Annotated in this window: 16 protein-coding genes; 14 read left to right on the forward strand and 2 right to left on the reverse strand. The window is 66.4% G+C overall.

Going from position 1 to position 17,703, the window contains the following annotated elements:
• The coding region (locus tag A8G00_RS23140; protein WP_103001864.1) for a hypothetical protein at window positions 1-503 on the reverse strand (503 nt) is incomplete at its 3' end.
• A gap of 68 nt (window positions 504-571) precedes the next feature.
• Here A8G00_RS23140 and A8G00_RS23145 point away from each other — a divergent pair.
• The 9 genes from A8G00_RS23145 to A8G00_RS23185 are packed head-to-tail and all read left to right on the forward strand — an operon-like array spanning window position 572 to window position 10,934.
• A complete protein-coding gene (locus A8G00_RS23145) occupies window positions 572-1,597 on the forward strand; it encodes a glycoside hydrolase family 5 protein (RefSeq protein WP_037481688.1) in 1,026 nt (341 codons plus the stop codon).
• A complete protein-coding gene (locus A8G00_RS23150; RefSeq protein WP_253258073.1) occupies window positions 1,594-2,796 on the forward strand; it encodes an outer membrane beta-barrel protein in 1,203 nt (400 codons plus the stop codon). The genes A8G00_RS23145 and A8G00_RS23150 overlap by 4 nt, the downstream gene beginning before the upstream one ends.
• Window positions 2,797-2,806: 10 nt before the next feature.
• Window positions 2,807-3,604 carry an SLBB domain-containing protein gene (locus A8G00_RS23155; protein WP_025547673.1) on the forward strand — a complete coding sequence of 266 codons (798 nt, stop codon included), beginning with the start codon at window positions 2,807-2,809 and terminating at the stop codon, window positions 3,602-3,604.
• Between the two features lie 22 nt (window positions 3,605-3,626).
• Window positions 3,627-4,892, forward strand: coding sequence for an ATP-binding protein (locus A8G00_RS23160; protein WP_103001804.1), 1,266 nt, complete (start codon window positions 3,627-3,629; stop codon window positions 4,890-4,892).
• Between the two features lie 30 nt (window positions 4,893-4,922).
• Window positions 4,923-6,293: an exopolysaccharide biosynthesis protein gene (locus A8G00_RS23165; RefSeq protein WP_025547675.1), complete on the forward strand. Its 1,371-nt coding sequence runs from the start codon at window positions 4,923-4,925 to the stop codon at window positions 6,291-6,293.
• Window positions 6,290-6,958, forward strand: a complete 669-nt coding sequence (locus tag A8G00_RS23170; protein WP_037481691.1) for a tyrosine-protein kinase family protein — start codon at window positions 6,290-6,292, stop codon at window positions 6,956-6,958. Before A8G00_RS23165 ends, A8G00_RS23170 begins: the two co-directional genes overlap by 4 nt.
• Window positions 6,959-6,962: 4 nt before the next feature.
• Entirely contained in the window at window positions 6,963-8,867 is a 1,905-nt protein-coding gene (locus tag A8G00_RS23175) for a WecB/TagA/CpsF family glycosyltransferase (RefSeq protein WP_253258074.1), read from the forward strand.
• Between the two features lie 28 nt (window positions 8,868-8,895).
• Window positions 8,896-9,912, forward strand: a complete 1,017-nt coding sequence (locus tag A8G00_RS23180) for a glycosyltransferase family A protein (protein WP_253258075.1) — start codon at window positions 8,896-8,898, stop codon at window positions 9,910-9,912.
• Entirely contained in the window at window positions 9,909-10,934 is a 1,026-nt protein-coding gene (locus A8G00_RS23185) for a polysaccharide pyruvyl transferase family protein (RefSeq protein WP_103001805.1), read from the forward strand. Before A8G00_RS23180 ends, A8G00_RS23185 begins: the two co-directional genes overlap by 4 nt.
• Before the next feature lie 19 nt (window positions 10,935-10,953).
• On the opposite strand, the gene A8G00_RS23190 is transcribed toward A8G00_RS23185, so the two are convergent.
• Window positions 10,954-11,892, reverse strand: a complete 939-nt coding sequence (locus tag A8G00_RS23190) for a glycosyltransferase family 2 protein (protein WP_103001806.1) — start codon at window positions 11,890-11,892, stop codon at window positions 10,954-10,956.
• 202 nt (window positions 11,893-12,094) lie between these two features.
• On the opposite strand from A8G00_RS23190, the gene A8G00_RS23195 reads away from it, so the two are divergent.
• From A8G00_RS23195 to A8G00_RS23215, 5 genes are read left to right on the forward strand one after another with little or no spacing between them, the layout of a single operon-like run.
• On the forward strand, window positions 12,095-13,192 hold the full coding sequence (locus tag A8G00_RS23195; protein ID WP_253258076.1) for a glycosyltransferase: 1,098 nt from the start codon (window positions 12,095-12,097) through the stop codon (window positions 13,190-13,192).
• Entirely contained in the window at window positions 13,189-14,313 is a 1,125-nt protein-coding gene (locus tag A8G00_RS23200; protein ID WP_103001807.1) for a polysaccharide biosynthesis protein GumK, read from the forward strand. The genes A8G00_RS23195 and A8G00_RS23200 overlap by 4 nt, the downstream gene beginning before the upstream one ends.
• Window positions 14,306-15,562, forward strand: a complete 1,257-nt coding sequence (locus A8G00_RS23205; RefSeq protein WP_253258077.1) for a polysaccharide biosynthesis protein GumE — start codon at window positions 14,306-14,308, stop codon at window positions 15,560-15,562. The genes A8G00_RS23200 and A8G00_RS23205 overlap by 8 nt, the downstream gene beginning before the upstream one ends.
• A complete protein-coding gene (locus A8G00_RS23210; RefSeq protein WP_103001809.1) occupies window positions 15,559-16,638 on the forward strand; it encodes an acyltransferase in 1,080 nt (359 codons plus the stop codon). The genes A8G00_RS23205 and A8G00_RS23210 overlap by 4 nt, the downstream gene beginning before the upstream one ends.
• A gap of 20 nt (window positions 16,639-16,658) precedes the next feature.
• Entirely contained in the window at window positions 16,659-17,702 is a 1,044-nt protein-coding gene (locus A8G00_RS23215; RefSeq protein ID WP_103001810.1) for an acyltransferase family protein, read from the forward strand.
• Window position 17,703 lies beyond the last annotated feature (1 nt).

Genomic DNA, 17,703 nt, shown 5'->3' on the forward strand with positions numbered 1-17,703 from the left:
CCCGCGACCATGCCCGCCAGCGCCGTGACGGGCGCCGCGACCCCGCACAGCGCGGCAATGCCGCAGGCCGCGCCCGCACCGGCGCTCCATCGGACGAAGCGGGATGCGCCCGCGCCATAGTGTCGCAATATGCCCTCCAGATCGGCTATGGCGATCCAGTCCGGGCTGGCCGGCGGGCGCACCGCGACCGGCCGCACCGCGCCGTCGGGGCAGGTCAGCGACTTCACGAGCAGGAAATCGCCCGCCGCGATCGTCATGGAGAGCGGGACGGAAATCGACAGCAGCGCGCCGGAAGACCGCCGGTAATGGATCGGCCGCGTGCCGCCCGGCTGGGGCGCGCCGAGATCCACGACCATCCCCTTTTCCTGGAGCAGTCCCACCATGCCGAAATGGGTCGGCACGCTGTCGGCGCCCTGAAACCAGGGCAGGGCGTCCGCCGCCGTCCTGTCGGGGGCGTCGCCGGCTGGGGCCTTTGCGAGCAGGTCGCCTTTCGCGCTCATCATGTCTCCTTCCCTTCAGCACCTAGCGGGGAAGCAGGCGCATCGCCATGGCGACAAAGGGGCTTCATCCGATGAGTGTGGCGACTCGCCTCGCCATGGCGCCGCTGCTGATGCTGCTGGCCCTGCCGCTGACCGCCGAGCAGCCTGCCGCCGGGCAACCGCCTCTGTCGGGCGTCAACATAGCAGGCGGGGAATTCAATTCCGCGCGCAAGCCCGGCGTCTTCGGCAAGGATTATGTCTATCCCGACGCAAGGACGGCCCAGCCCTTCATCGACATGGGGATGCAGATCGTCCGCGTGCCGATCCTCTGGGAACGGGTGCAGCCGGAGCCGCTGAAGCCGCTTTCCACGACAGAGATGGCCCTGATCGACAAGTCGTTCGCCAGTCTGGCGCCGTTCCGGACCATCGTGCTGGACGTGCATAATTACGGCCGGTACGACGGCCAGCGGCTGGACCAGATTTCCAATGGGTCGGCGATGCTGGCCGATCTGTGGCAGCGGCTGGCGGAGCATTACAAGGGCAATGGCGCCGTCGCCTTCGGCCTGATGAACGAGCCCTATGGCATGACGCCCGCCGCCTGGCGGTCGCTGGCGGACGGCAGCGTCGCGGCGATCCGGCGGACGGGGGCGGCCAATCTCATCCTCGTGCCGGGTTCCAAATATAGCGGCGCGCATAGCTGGACCACGGGCGGATCGAACTCCAACGCGCTCGCCTTCGCCGATTTTCGCGATCCCGGCGGCAATTATGCGTTCGAGATGCACCAATATCTGGATGCCGACAGTTCCGGCACGGCGACAAGCTGCGTCAGTCCGGACCTGATCGATGCGCGGCTGGCGGGTGCGACGACATGGCTGCGGACCAATGGCCATCGCGGCTTCCTGGGTGAATTCGGCGCGCCGCCGGACGACAATTGTCTGCGCGGGCTGGAGGTTCTGCTCGCCCATTTGCGCGCCAATGGCGACGTCTGGATGGGATGGACCTATTGGGCGGGCGGCGCCTGGTGGGGCGCCCGCTATCCGATGAGCGTTCAGCCGACCGGCGGCCCCCGTCCGCAGGCCGCGGTGCTCAGCAAATATATCGTTGCAAGGGAGCCATGATGAAGCAGTTTTCCGTCATGAGCGCAGCCGCCACGGCGGCCCTCATGATCCCGCAGGCGGCCCTGTCCCAGACCGAGGTGGAGGTTCCGCCCGACGGATTGCGGGTCCGGCCGACCGTGCGCCTGCTCTACGACAGCAACATCCTGCGGCAGAATGACGACCTGGTCGCCGGAGAGCAGGACGACCTGCGCATCACGCCCAGCGTCGACGTGACCTACCGCCGGCAATTCGGTCTTCACCGGCTGACGGTGATCGGGTCGGCCGGCTATGATTTCCACCAGCGTTTCGAATTTTTCGATCGGGAGAGGATCAGTCTTCAGGCCGATGCCGATCTGTCCGTATCCGGTTACTGCCATGTGCAGCCCAGGGCACGGCTGAATTTCGCGCAATCGAACCTTTCCGATCAGGGCGTGGTCGTCGGCAATACGCAGCGGACGCAGGATTACAGGGTCGCGGTCGACTGCGAGAAGCCCTATGGCTTCTTCCCCGTGGCCGCCGTGGGCTATCTGAATACCAGCAACAGCGCCTCTTCGCGGCGGATATTCGACATCGACACGTCCACGGCGATGGCGGGCATCGGCTATTCCAAGGCAAGCCTGGGCGAAATCCGCGCGACGTTCCAATATGAGCGTTTCCGCCGCCCCAATGCCGACGAGGCGATACCCGGCCTGCGCGACGGCGCGGAAAATTACCGCGCGGGCATCCTCTTCCGTCGGGCCGTCGCGCCGCGCGTGAGCTGGCAATTGGGCGCCAATTATTTCAAGACCAAGCCGCGCGCGCCCGGCATTGCGGACTTCTCCGGCCTGGGGGTGGAGGCGCAGGCGGTCTATACCCCCTCCAACCGGCTGTCGATCCTGTTGGATGTCGACCGCAGCTCCCGCAATCAGAGCAATACGGGCGCGACCTATATCGTGCAGACCGACTTCACCCTGCGCGGCAATCTGAAGCTGGGGGCGCGGTCCGGCCTGTCGGCCGGCGGAAGCTACAGCCGCCGATCGTTCAAGGGCGAATTGCAGCTCGACACACCGCTGCTGCGCCGGTCGGACCGCACCCGCGCGGTCTTTGCCGGCTATCGTTACCAGTTGCGCAGCCGCCTCAATGCCGGGGCGGAGATACGCCATGAGTGGCGAACAACGGCCGTCGACCAGTTCCGGTACAAAAGCACGTCGGGACTGCTGTTCGTCGGACTGGATCTATGAGGTACTGGCCATGAAACCGATCTTCCCTGCCCTTTCCGTCCTGATCCTTGCGTCCCTTTCCGCTGCCGTTCCGGCGGTGGCGGCCGATGCCGCGCCGGGCGCGGCGCTGGCGTCCAGCTACATATTGGGGGCCAATGACGAGATAAGGGTTTCCGTCTTCGGCGCCTATCCGTTCGACGTCAAAACCCGGATCAAGGAGGACGGCAGCGTCACCCTGCCCAGCGTCGGGGAAGTCGTGGCGCAGGGCGTGACCGCCAATGCACTGGCGACCAAGGTGCGCGATCAGTTGAAGGCGGGCGGATATTTCGTCAATCCGATCGTCAATGTGGAGGTGGTGAGCTATGTCAGCCGGGCGGTGACTGTCTTCGGCAATCTCCAGAATCCCGGCGTCTATCCGCTGGACCGGCCGCAGACGATCGCGATGATGCTGGCCCGCACCGGCGGCGCGCGGACCGATGCCGCGGATTACGCCATATTGCAGCGCCAGGGCGAGGAAGACCGCCGCATCCCGCTGGAAGACCTGAACAGCGCGACGGGAACCGGGCAGATGCTGCGCCCCGGGGATTCGCTGTTCGTGCCCAAGGCGGAGGACGTCTTCATCTACGGCCAGGTCAACAAGCCGGGCAAGATCACCTATGAAAGCGGCATGACGCTGCGCCAGATGCTGGCGCAGGCGGGCGGGCCGACATTGGGCGGGTCCGAAAAGAAGATCAGCCTCAACCGCGGCAACCAGAGGATCAAGCGCGCCGACCTGGACATGCTGGTGAAGCCGGGCGACGTCTTCACCGTCCAGGAACGCATCTTCTGATCAGGCTGGGAAGGAACCCGAAATGTCCCTGTTTTCCTGGATAGCGCGGTGGCTGAGGCCAAAGCCCCAGCCCAAGCCCCAGAGCAAGGAGCTGGCGCGCCGCATGGCGGCCATCCGCGCCGCCGCCGCCGCTGCCGAGCCCGCCACGCCGGCGCCCCCGACGGCCGACATGTTGCGGTCGGCCATCCGCAAGGGGTTCAACTCGACCCAGCCCGTCACCAGTTCCAGCCATCTTCACGGCCGGCAGGAACAGTTGGAACTGCTGGTCGAGGGCGTTCTGGATCGGGGAAATCACGCCCTGATCTACGGCGCGCGGGGGTCCGGCAAGACGTCGCTGGCGCGGGTCTTCGCCAATATGGCCGACGACCGGGGCTTCGTCGTGCTCTATTCGGCGTGCGAACCCGATCAGGATTTCGGGGCGCTCATCAGGCCCTATGTCGATGCCCTGGCCGGGGCGCCGGTCGACTGGCCCGTGGACCGTCCGGTCAATCCGCGGGACGTGGTCGAGCAGATCGCGCCTCGCGCCCGTCGCCGCTTCATCCTGATCCTGGACGAATTCGACCGCATCACCGACGGCGCCGTGCAACATGACGTCGCAAGGCTGATGAAGATGCTGTCCGACGCGGCCATGCCGGTTCATATCGTCGCGGTGGGCATCGCGGCGGGGGTCGATGCCCTGATCGCGGGCCATGCGTCCCTGCGGCGGCACATGTCGGTGATCCCGATTTCGCGGATCGAATCCCAGGCGGTGTTCGACATCATCGCCAAGGGCGCGGGGTCGATCGGCATGGGCTTCACCGATGCCAGCCGGGAGACCATCGCCCATCTCGCCTGCGGATCGCCCTATCATGTCCGGCTGTTCTGCGCCCTCGCCTGTTTCGAGGTGATCAAGCGGAAGGAACGGAAGGTCGACCTGCCCGCGACGCTGGCCGGGGTGGCGCGGGCCGTCAATGACTGGGCGCTCACCAATGCGGAGGACGCCGCGCTGTTCCGCAAGGTGATCGCGACGAACAGCCCGCACTGGAGCATGATCGAAACCATCGCCCGCACCGCCGCCGCCCACGGCTTCATCACCCGGCACGCGCTGGCGGATGAACGGGGCGAGCGCATCCTGTCCCAGTTGCGGGACGCGCTGATCATCGATGCGGCAGAGGATCGCATCGCCTTCCAGGACAGTCTGGCGCCGCAATTCATGCTGGCCATGCTGTTCGCCGCGCAGAACAGCGAGAAGATCGATGAGAACATCATCAGCATGAACGATCTTCATCGCCCGATCGCCGCCGAATAGGCCGGATCGCCATCGAATAGGATAGTGACTATGCTGATATTGGACATATTCCGCGCGATATTGCAGCGCTGGCGGCTGGTGGCGGGGATATTCTGCAGCGTCATGCTGCTGACCGCGATCTGGATATTGATGACGCCGCGCGAATATGTGGCGTCGGCCACGCTGCTGTTCGACACGCGCGCGCCCGACCCGCTGCCGGGCGAGACGCGCGCGGCCGGCGAACCCGCCGCCATGCTGGCGACCGAGGCGCAGATATTGCGCGGGGAGGCGATCACCGGCCATGTCACGCGCGCGCTGGGCCTCGACAAGGAACCCGAACTGCGCAGGCAGTGGTTCGACCAGACCAACGGAACCCAGACATTCCAGGGCTGGCTGAACCGGCGGGTCCAGAGCGGGCTGGAGGTCACGCCCAGCCCGGCGGGCAGCACCATCGACATCGCCTATCGCAGCACCGATGCGGCCAGATCGGCGGAGATGGCGAATGCCTTTGCCGATGCGTTCAACAAGACCCGCCTGTCGATGAGCAATGATTTCGCCAAGCGCTACGCCGACTGGTTCAAGACCCGCCTCAGCGAATCCGAGGCGCGGATGGAAAGCGCGCAGAGCGAACTGGCGAAGTTCCAGCGCGAGCACGGCATCGTCTCCACCGGGGCGATCGATGCGGAAAGCACGCGGCTGAGCGAATTGTCGTCCAAATTGTCCACCGCCGAAGCGTCCGCCGCCGATGCGGGCGCCCGCGCCGCCGCAGGGGCGAGCATGCCCGAAGTGCAGTCGAGCGGGGTGGTCCAGGGATTGCGCGCGCAGATCGCGACCAAGTCGGCCGAAATCCGCCAGATGTCGGCGGAACTGGGCCCCAGCCATGAGTTGATGCGGGCGGCCAATTCCCAGCTCGCCCAGTTGCGGGCGGCACTGGCGCAGGAAACGGCCAAGACTTCGGGCAGCCTGTCCGCGGCCAGTTCCGCCGCCGCGGCCAACCGGGGCGCCATGCAGTCGCTGCTGAACCAGCACCGCGCCCGCATGCTGTCGCTGGCGGGCGACCGGGGCAAGCTCAACGTGCTGGAAAGCAATGTGGAATCGGCCAAGAAGCAATATGAGACCGAGACGCAGCAAATGGCCGAACTGCGCGCGAAGAGCAGCATCCCTTCGCTGAACGTGCTGCATCTGAACGCCGCCGAGGCGCCCTTGCTGCCGAACGCGCCGAACATTCCCGTGCGGCTGCTGATGATGACGATATTGGGCCTGATGCTCGCCATCGGCACGGCGGTCCTGCTGGAATGGCTACAACCCCGCGTCCGCAGCCGCGATGCGATGACATATCTGACCGGCGTGCCCGTGCTGGGACAGGCCGACCTCCGTCACATCGGACAGCAACTCCGCCTTGAAGGAGCCAAATGGTCATGAGACTCCGATCCACAGAGAGAAGCGAGCAGCCCGGCGCGATCTTCATCGCCGCCGGTCCGGGCGAAAAGCCCGAGATGAATGCCGTGGGGCCGATCCAGGTCGATCCGCTGGTCGTGGCGATCAGCGACCCGGAAGACCGGCTGGCGGTGCAGGCGCGCGACATACAGTCGACGCTGGCTGCGCTCCGTCTGGCGGACGGGCGGGCGCCCTCCTCCATCGCGGTCCTCACGGTCGGCGCGGTCGACGAGGCGGCGATCCTGACCGCCAATGTCGCGGTGTCGGCGGCGCTGAGCGGCTTGCGGACGCTGCTCGTCGACATGAAGCAGTCGGACTTCGTCCAGCACCGGCTGCTCGGCCAGACGCCGGTCACGCCCACCGATCCGGAGGATGACCTCCACGCCTTCGTCCGGCCTGCCTCGATCCCCAGACTGTCCCTGCTGGCGGCCGCATCCGACAGCCGGGACCTGGCCGATATGATGGCCGATTTCGACCTGTGCCTGGTCGACGCCAGCCATGTCGAGGACCTCGCCCTGGCAGCGGCCGGCGCGGAGGTGGCGATACTGGCCGTCAGCCGCGACGCCACCACCACGGCGGACCTCAAGTCCACGATCAACAAGCTGTCGATGCTGGGCATGCCGTTGATCGGCACGGTCATGATCGTGTGACGGCATGAAGCGTGGAACAGGCATGAAGATCGTCCATATCTCCCGCCAATATCATCCGGGCATCGGGGGGCTGGAGAATTTCACCCGCAACCTCTGCGAGGAGCAGGCGCGGGCGGGCCATGACGTGCGCATGGTCACGCTGAACCGCATCTTCGACGGCGATGGCGCGGAACTGCCCGCGCGGGAAACGATCGGCGGGGTGGAGGTCGTCCGCCTGCCCTTCCGCGGCGGACGGCGCTATCCCATTGCGCCGGCGGTGCTGCGCCATGTGCGCGATTGCGACCTGATCCACGTCCATGCCATGGATTTCTTCGTCGATTTCCTGGCCCTCACGCGCTTTCTGCACCAGAAGCCGATGGTGCTCAGCACCCATGGCGGCTTCTTCCACACAGATTATGCGCAGCGGCTGAAGCAGGTCTATTTCCACAGCATATCCCGCCTGTCGCTGAGCCGCTTCCACGCGACGATCGCCTGTAGCGAGGCGGATCAGGACAGTTTCGCGCGCATTTGCCGCCAGAGGCTGACGCTGGTGGAAAATGGCGTCGACATCGACAAGTTCGCAGCCGCCGCCGACCCGGATGCGCGGGCGATCCTCTATTTCGGCCGCATCGCCCCCAACAAGCGGATCGACCGGCTGATCCGCTGGTTCGCCGCGTTGAATGCGCTGGACCCGGCCTGGTCGCTGATCGTCGCGGGCAAGCCCATGGGCGTCGCCCTGTCCGACCTGCGCCGGATCGCCGTCGAACAGGGCGTATCCCAAAAGGTGGAATTCCACGACAGCCCGAGCGACGAGGCGCTTCGCGCGCTGATCGGGCGCAGCAGCATCTTCGCGTCCGCCAGCGCCTATGAAGGGTTCGGCATATCGTTGATCGAGGCGGTTTCCGCCGGCCTCTATCCCGCCGCCAGCGACATTCCGGCGCATCGCCGGTCCTGCGAGAAGCTGGGCGTCGGCACGCTCCTGCATTTCGACGATCCCCTGTCCGCCGCGCGGCTGCTCAAGGATTTCCGCACCGCCAGGGTCAGGGGAGCCCTGAAGGACGCGGCCGAACCGCTGCGCGGCTATAGCTGGCCGGAGGTCTCGGCGCGCATCGTGCATATCTACGACCAGATATTGGGCCATCGCCAGCGGGCCATCGGTCCGGTGAAGGTCGCCGTTCTTTCCCAGACGGAGGCGCTGGCGGAAATCCGGTCCCATGTCCGCGCGCAAAGGCCGAAGGTCATCGCCTTCTGCAATGCCCATATGGCCAATCTGGCGCGGAAGGACGACCGGCTGGCCGGGGCGCTGAGCAATGCGCTGGTGCTGAACGACGGCATCGGCGTCGATCTGGCGAGCCGGTTGCGCTATGGCCGCTCCTTTCCCGTCAACCTCAACGGCACGGACTTCATCCCCGCGCTGCTGAAGGACCATCCCGAAGGGCTCCGGCTGTTCCTGGTCGGCGCGGCGCCGGGCGTGGCGGAGCGCGCGGCGGTGACGCTGCGCCGCCTGTGCCCGCGGCTCTCGATCGTGGGAATGCAGCATGGTTTCTTCGACCCGCAGGAGGAAGCGGGCCTGAGCGACCGCATAGGGGCGAGCAAGGCCGATCTGGTGCTCGCCTGCATGGGCAATCCCCGGCAGGAGATCTGGGCGGCGCGCTGGGCGCCGGAGTTCGGACGGCCCGTGCTGTGCGGCGGCGCTTTGCTCGACTTCCTCGCCGGACGGGTGCGGCGCGCCCCGGCCTGGGTGCAGCGGGCGCGGTTCGAATGGGCATGGCGGCTGTTTCAGGAGCCGACCCGGCTCGCGGACCGCTATCTGCGCGGCAATCTGAGCTTCATCGTCCATGCGCTGAAGGATGCCTGGCGAGGGCAGGATTGGGAGGATACGCCCCCGCCAGCCCCGACCACAGCCCTGCGGGGGGCCGATGCGGCCTGACCCCAGCATGGCCCCGCGCCGGACGACCATGCCAAAGCGCATTTCGGTCGTCATCCCGTTCTTCCAGCGCAAGCGCGGGCTGCTGCGCGAAGCCGTGCGGTCGGTCGCCTGCCAATATCTTCCCTGGCCCGCCGAAGTCGAACTGATCGTCGTCGACGACGGTTCGCCGGTCGCGGCCGACCTGGATGTCGATAATCTCGCCTTGCCCGATTGGATCAGGCTGCGCATCATTCGCCAGGCCAATGCTGGCCCGGCGGCGGCGCGCAACCACGGCCTGGACGCCATATCGCCGGATTCCGGCTATATCGCCTTTCTGGATTCCGACGATCAATGGTCGACGCACCATCTGGCCTGGGGGATCGATACCCTGGGCACGGCGCATGATTTCTACTTCTGCGACAGCGCCATGCCGCCGACGACCATGTTCGCGGCCATGGCGTTTTTCAAGGCGCTGCCCGCGCAGCAGGGGGTCGAATTGCTCGACGGGACGCGCGGCACCTATCGCTTCGTCGGGACGAGCGGCGGATCGTCGATGGTGCGCGACTATCTGTGCCAGACATCGTCCGTGATCCTGCGCAGGTCGGCGGTCGGATCGCTCCGGTTCGAGGAGAGCCTGCGCTATGCCGGGGAAGACTGGCTGATGTGGGCGCGGATCGCGCATCGGGCGCGGGGCATCTGCTTCTCGCTTTCCGCCAACAGCCTGCGCGGCGAAGGCATCAACCTGTATCGCGACGCGCATGAGCGGCTGGGCGGGCGCAACCTGCGGCGCATCCTTTCCATGATCCGGGCGAACGAGCTGATGGGGGCGATCGACGGCATCGATGCGCAAAGCCTGATGCTGACGCAGCAGCGGCGACGCAGCTTCCAGATGGAACTGGCGGCGATCCTGATGCATCCGCGGCTTTATCTGGGCTTGATGGACCGGCTCCAGCGGGCGATGATCGCAAGGGCCTACCGGCACCTCTGGCGTGACCTGCCCGGCTGTTGGACGGAAATCCTGCGCCGCAAGCTGCGCCCGGCGGCCCTGCGGGAGATGCCTGCGTGAAGCTTTATTATTACCGGGCGCCGCAGGGGAATTTCGGCGACGACCTGAACGGCTGGCTCTGGGAAGAACTCGCGCCGGGCCGCTGGTCGGACGAGGATGATGGCGAGCTGTTCTGCGGCATCGGCACGATCATCGGCAACGACATGCCGCAGGCGAAACGGATCAGGGTGTTTTCCAGCGGCATCGGCTATCGTCCCGTGCCCGCCGATTTCGACAGCGGGCGGTGGAAGGTGACGGCGCTGCGCGGGCCGCTGACGGCGCAGGTGGTCGGGCGGCCGGAACGGGCGGTCGCGGACGGTGCGCTGCTGCTGTCGACCCTGCCGCGGCTGAAGCCACTGGCCGAGGAAGAACGGCGCGGGACGATCTTCATTCCCCATTATGAGGCGATGGACGAAGGCCCCTGGGAAAGGGCGTGCGGGCTGGCGGGCGTGGAACTGGTCGATCCCCGGCAATGCGCGCATCGGGTGATAGAGCGCATCCGATCGGCGCGGCTGGTGATCGCGGATTCCATGCATGCCGCGATCATCGCGGATACGATGCGGGTGCCCTGGGTGCCCGTTGCGTCGTCCCGGCGGATCAACAGCTTCAAATGGCTGGACTGGACCCTGTCGCTGGACCTGCCCTATGAGCCGGTGGCGCTGCCCTCGATCAGCCTGCGGGCCTATTATGAAGGGCAGGTGCAGCGCTGCATCGGACAGGATTTCCGCCTGCCGCGGCCGGACAGGGATAGCGCCATGGCGCATTATCGGCGGATGATGCGGCGGGAGGGCAATGCGCTATGGCAATCGGTGCGCCCCAAGGTGAAGCATCACCTGCGCGCGCTGCCGGGGCGCCTGCCGGCGCAGCGTGCCGCACGGGGCGCGATGGCGCGGTGGGACAGGCGGCGGACGGAGCGCATGGCGACGGTTTTGCATCGGCTGGTCGGCGCGCCCGCTTTCCTGAGCGGCGATGCGATTTTCACGCAGAGGGTCGAACAGTTGAGCCGTGCGCTGGATGGCATTGCGGGGGGCCGTGAAGGCTGAATATTGCCTGCGGGGCGCCTTAACGCGCAAGCATCCGCGCCCTGTGCCGCCGGACCAGGTGACGGGCCAGCATCGGCCAACTGCGCCGGTCGCGCAGCATTTCCATCAGCAGCGCCCCCGGCCGGCGGGCGCGCAGGTGCGGATAGGCGCGGTTCCAGATCGCCTGGTCGCGGATCGCGTCCGCCCGTTTCGACAACAGCCCCGCCAATGCCCTGTCCGCCCGGATGCGCGGGCGGGCGAGCAGGCCCAGCGTATGGTCCCGCATGGCCTGGAGGTTGAGGATGGTGCGCGACTGGCCCGAACTGTCCGAGGAGATCGAACCGATGCGCTGGGTGAAGAGGTAAAGCCCCTCCCCCATCAGCATGAAGCGCGCGCCGGCCAGCAGCCAGTCCAGAACGAAGGCGAAATCCTCGCCGTGGCGGAGGTGAGGCGGATAGTGCAGTCCGCGCGCATGGAGGAAACGGCGGCGGAAGATCGGCTTTAGCTGGCCATAATCGAAGGGGGAACGGCCGGTCATGCACTGGCCGACGAAATCCGCCGCGCCGACCTGCTGCACATGATCGTCCGCCAGCCTGAGCGCCCGGCCCGCCACGGCCTGTGCCTGCCAGTCGAAGCACAGCAGATTGTCGGCCACCAGATCGGCCTCATGCCGCCTCGCCACCCCGGTCATGCGTTGCAGCCGCCCCGGCAGGAACGCATCGTCGGCGTCGAGTATCGCGATCCACTCGCCCTGCGCCGCGGCCAGCCCCCTGTTGCGCGCGACCGAAGGTCCGCCATTTTCCGCGCTGACGATCAGGCGGACATTGTCGTGTACGCGCGTCAGGCCCCGCGCCACCCGCAGCGTGTCGTCGCTCGACGCATCGTCGATGATCAGCACTTCGACCGGCACCTGCTGCGCCAGCGCTGAATTGACCGCGCGAACCAGCGTATCCTGCGCATTATAGGCGGCAATTATCACCGAGACACAAGGGGTTAGGTTCCACTGCATAGGTGTTATGCCTTACTCGAAACAGGGGTGGGCTTTGGATATAACAGCCGCACAAGCAGCAGCGAATTGAGGGAATACCCCTAGGATATGTCCCAAGGGTCCGAACCCGATCTTCCCAGTGCGGACAGACAACATGCCGATGGTCGCCATTTACAGACGCGGTTTCCTTCCCTTGTCGGAGACCTTCATTGCGGACCATATCCGATCGCTGCGCCGATACCGCCCCTTCGTCATGGCCGACGACATTGTCGGCGGCCATTATCGGGACGGACAGCAACTGCATCTGCTTCATGAACCCGGCGCCGGAAAGTGGAAAAGGATCAGCAGTCGGCTGACCGGACATTACGACCATCTGGACGGACAACTGTCCTCACGCTCCGCCGGCCTGATCCACGCGCATTTCCTTCAGGACGGCGCGGGCATCCTGCCGCTCGCCCTGCGGCGGCGCATGCCGCTGGTGGTGACGGCCCATGGCTATGACGCGACCGTCACCGCCCGCGAACATGCGCGGCGGACAGAGGGGCTCTGGTACCTGATGCTGAAGCCCGTCCTGATGCGCTATGTCGACGGCATCATCTGCGTGTCGAACTGGATCAGGCAGTGCCTGCTGGAGGCCGGCTATCCCGAAGGCAAGCTGCGGGTCATCCGCCTGGGCATCGACCCCGCCGCATTGCCGCAGGTGGATTCCCCCTCGCTGCGCCGGGGCGCGCTGTTCGTGGGCAGGCTGGTCGAGAAGAAGGGCGTCAACTTCCTGCTCGACGCCTGGGCGAAGCTGCCGCCCCGCCTGCGCGAGGAGCCGCTGACCATCATCGGGGACGGCCCGATGAAGCCGGCGCTGATGGATCAGGCACGAAAACTGGGCATCCAGCCGGTATTTGCCGGCCCGCAGCCGCGAGAGGCGGTGTTCGCCGCCATGGCCCGGCACAGGATCTTCGCCATGCCCAGCATCCGCGCCGCGAATGGCGACAGCGAAGGGCTGCCCATCGTGCTGATGGAGGCGCAGGCCCTGGGCATGGCGGTCGTCGCCTTCGACGACGGGCCGATGCGCGAAGCCATCCGGCCGGGGCAGAGCGGCCTGCTGGCGGAGCGGCGCGACACCGGCAGCTATGCCGCGCATCTGGAACGGCTGCTGCTGTCGGCGGACCTGTGCGAAAGCTTCGGCCGGGCAGGACGGGAATGGGTCAACAACAGTTTCCACATCCGGTCCAACATGGCGGAACTGGAAGATTATTACGACGAAATCATCGGCCGCAGGGAGAGACGCCATTGAACATCCCCATTTCGGCCGCCCTCGCACCCCATGGCGTCACCAACGCCCGCATCCTCATCCTGTCGCGCCACGATTATCGCACGGCGCGCCGCGCCAGCGTGCATTTCATCGCCCAGAAACTGGCCGAACGGGGTCATGACGTCGCCTTCCTGTCCATCGGCTACAGCTGGCTGTCGCGGCTGCGCGGCGACAGCCGGGCGGGGCTGGACCCGCGCGCCAACCGCTGGGAAACGGTGGACGGCCTGCGCGCCTATCTGTGGCGGACCCGCTGGCATCCGGTCAAGATGCCGGTGCCCGATGCGCTGACCGGCTGGCTGTTCCACCGCTGGGCGGGCATGGCCTGCCCCGCCCTGGACGAGGCGGCGGCGACGGCGGACCTCATCCTCATCGAATCCGGCATCGCCCCCGCGCTGATCCGGCGGGTGCGGGCCATCGCCCCGCATGCGCGGATCGTCTATCGCGCGACCGACCTGCTGGCGACCGCCGGCGTGCCGCCATGCATCGAAACGACGCTGCAAAGGCAGGCGCGCGACATCGACATGGTCGTGGTCGTCGCCCGCAGCATGCTGCCGCATTTCGAAAGCTTCAACTGTCCGCGCATCTTCATTCCCCACGGCGTCGACCTGCGAAACCTGCGCCGGCCGACCGTCAGCCCCTATGACCGGCCGCATAATGCGGTGGCGGTCGGATCGATGCTGTTCGACGAGGGCGCGATCCGCACGCTGGCGCAGGCGGTTCCCCATTTCACCTTCCACATGATCGGAACGCCCAGGCACGCCTTCCCGTCCAATGTGGTGCTGCACGATGAGATGCCCTTCGAACGGACGCTGCCCTATATCCAGCATGCCGATGTCGGGATCGCGGCCTATCTGCCGGCGGAAGCATCGGCCTATCTGGCGGATTCCAGCCTGAAGCTGATGCAATATGGCGCCATCGGCCTGCCTGCCGTCTGCCCGGATTTCGCGGTGGGCGAACATGGGCTGCGTTTCGGCTATCGGCCGGGCGACGCCGATGGGATGGTGCAGGCCTTCGCCAGGGCCGCCCAGACGCGCCGGCGGCCAGCGCCGACGCAGGATTGGGGCGATGTGGCCGACCGGCTGGTGGAGGTCGCCCTTGGCTGAGCTTGTCCTGCAAAGAGACGTCCGGATGCAAGGCGCCGGGGACATGCTGCGCGCGGTCGTGCCGGTGGCGGCCATGGCGCTGCTGGCGGCGACGGTCCTGTTCAACCCGTTCCTCGCCTGGGTGAACAGCCATGTCGCGCCGATGAACGGGTCGATCGTGTCCGTGATGCAGGGCGGCATCGTCATCTCTGCATTGCTGCTGGGCCTGTTCCAGCCGGTCGCGCTGGCGGCGCGATGGTGGACGCTGGCCGCGCTGCTGGTGATGGCCGTGCTGCTGACCAGCGCGATCCGGGCGCAGTTCAATCCGAAGATATTGGGCGACGTGCTGCTGATCCCGGCCTTCATCCTGCTGGGCACGGCGTTGCGCGCCGACCTGTTCCGCCGGTCGGTCCTCGTCATGCAGGCGTGCATCCTGCTGGTGGGGGTGTGGGAACTGGCGCGGCCGGACCAATATGGCGCCTTCTTCAACGTGGTCGATTATTATGTGAACACGCGCGGATATGACGCCGACGCCTTCTGGGCGGGCGGATCGCTGTTCCTGAGTTCGGAACGGCCGGGCGGGCGGCTGTTGCTCAACGGCTTCGGTTTCCATCGCGGGTCGTCGCTGTTCCTGGAGCCGGTGTCGCTCGGCAACTGGGCGGTCGTCGTCACCATCTTCACGGCGGCCTGCTGGCGCGAACTGTCGCGCTGGGGCCGGGCCTTCATGGTGGCGTCCACCTTCGCGCTGCTGGTGATCTGCGACGGGCGGCTCGCAATGACGGTCATCCTGCTCTTCTGCCTCTATCTGCCGCTCTGCCGCTATCTGCCCGACCGCTGGAGCGCGATCTACCTGCCTGTCATGCTGGGCCTGCTTTGGCTGGGGGACGCGTTCGGCCTGCTGATGCCCAATGGCGACAATTTCGCCGGGCGGCTGGGCATCGGCCTGCATGCGCTGGGGACGATGGATGCCGCCGCATTGCTGGGGGTCAGCCCCGAATTCGCGCGGCTGGACGATGCGGGATGGGCCGATTTCATCCAGTCCCAATCCGTGCTCATCGCGCTCGGCCTCTGGCTGGCGCTGTCGCTCACCGGGTTCGGAAGGGCGCCGGGCGACCGCATGGCGAAACATGGCACCATGCTGTTCCTCATCCTGTGCCTGCCGATCAGCAATTCGCTGCTTTCGATCAAGACGGCGGCGTTGATGTGGGCGCTCTACGGCTTCTGCTTCGCACGCGGGCGGAGGGCAGCGGACAGCACGCCCCCGGCATGAGCGGGCGGCATATTCCAGCGCTGGACGGGTTGCGCGGCTTTGCCGCGCTGATCGTGATGCTGTCGCATTTTCCCGATGTCGGGCTGCCGCCCTGGGTCAATCACCGCCTGGGCGATTATGGCGTGATGCTGTTCTTCGTGCTGAGCGGTTTCCTGATGGGCCATCTCTATCTGGGGCAGAAGCCCGACGTCGCGGCGCTGCTGCGCTATGGCGCGGCGCGGGCGGGGCGAATCCTGCCGCTTTATCTGGCGGTATCGCTGCTGTCCTTCTTCCTCTTCAGCTATGCCGATCCGGCCTTCATCTATCGCATAGACGGCCAGCAGCTCCTGCGGTTGCTCAGCTTCACCAGCGCGCAGCCGATCTTCTGGTCCATCGGCCCGGAATTCCAGTTCTATTTCCTCTTTCCGCTGGTCTGGATGGCGTTCCACAGCAGCCGCCCGAACAGGCCGGTCGCCTTCCTGGCGCTGACGACCGCGATCTGCCTGAGCTATGCGATCAGCAGTTGGACGCCCGGCTTCTCCGTCTTCGCAAAGCTGCACATCTTCATCGCCGGGATCGGCACGGCGTTGCTGATGAAGGCGGCGCCGCCGCGCCCGCCCCTCGCCATGCTCGTGCTGGGAAGCGCCCTGGCCTTCCTGGCCGCCATCCTGCTGTCGCCGGCGTGGGCCGAACCCTTCCTCTTCCCGTCGACGCGCGGCGACCCCAAGCATATCGGCTATTATGGCGATCTGGCGAAGGTCCTGCTCTGCGCCTGCGTCATCCACAGCGCGACCATCGACCATCGGCTGAACGACTGGCTGTGGGGCAACGGCGCGATGCGGCGGCTGGGGGCGTGGAGCTTCTCGCTCTATCTGCTGCACATGCCCGCTTTCTATCTGGCGGGATATCTGCCGATGCCGCCGGCGCCGCGCGCCGTGGCATCGCTGCTGCTGGCGGTCGGCATCGCGGCGCTGTCCCATCGCTTCGTCGAAGGGCCGGCCAACCATTGTTTGCGCCGCCTGCTTGCAAGGCTGTTCGACCGGCAGCCCAAGGTCATCCTATTGCCCGATCTCAGCCGGGCGGAGGTTCGAAGGTGAGACGATAAGGATAAAGCCAGATGCGCAAGGAAAACAGGGTCGCGCACGGGTCGGTGAAGGAGGATGAGGGACGCATAGACTGGCTGGACGTGGCCAAGGGCCTGTCGATCCTGCTGGTCGTCTTCCATCATGCCGCGCTGACGGGTGCTTCCATCGGCCATGGCTGGGCGGTCTTTTCCACGCTCGATGCGCTGGCGAAGCCGGTCCGCATGCCGCTGTTCTTCGCCATAGCGGGGCTGTTCGCCGCCGGGGCGCTCAGCCGGTCCTGGGGCCGGCTGCTGACCGGCCGGGTGGCCAATCTCGTCTGGCTCTACAGCCTGTGGACCGTGATCTACTGGCTGTTCTTCCGCTATTTCGACCCGACCGACGGGCTGAAGCCGCTGGGCCTTTCCAAATGGCAGCTCATCTATATGTGGATCATCCCGCCCAGCGGACAATGGTTCCTGTGGCTGATGGCGATCTATCTGGTCCTTGCCAAGGCGATTGCCCGCTTCCGAAGTCCCGTCCATCTGTCGGCGATCTTCCTGCTTTGCGTCCTGTCGGCCGGGCCGGTGGCGGAACTGCCCCATTATCCGTGGCGCAACGGCCTGCTCTATGCGCCCTTCTTCATCGGCGGGGCATGGTATGGCCGGGCGCTGGCGGAGCGGGCGCCGCGCCATGCCGCGACGCTGATCGTGGGCGGAACGGCAGGCTTTGCGGCCCTTTTGGTGCTGACGCGCCATCCCGGCGCGCAGATCGGCCTGTCCATGGCGGGCCTGATGGCGGCAGTCGGCGTCGCCCTGTTGCTCAGCCGGATTTCGTGGCTGAAGGTGCCGCTGATCTTCTTCGGGCGGCGAACGCTCAGCATCTATCTCGGCCATGGGCTGGTCATCGCCGCGCTGTCCATGCCGCTGTCCGTCCTGCCGCTGGGGGATCATGCCTTTCTATGGGTCACGCCCTTCCTGATGCTGTTCTCCCTGTTCGGATCGCTGGTCCTTCACGACCGGGCGGGAAGTCTGGGGCGGATGTGGCTCTATAGCGACGAGGGCATGCGGCAGTCCTTGCCGAAGCGGTTCAGCATCTGAC

Source organism: Sphingobium sp. SA916 (assembly GCF_002894065.1).
GTDB classification, from domain to species: Bacteria; Pseudomonadota; Alphaproteobacteria; order Sphingomonadales; family Sphingomonadaceae; genus Sphingobium; species Sphingobium fuliginis.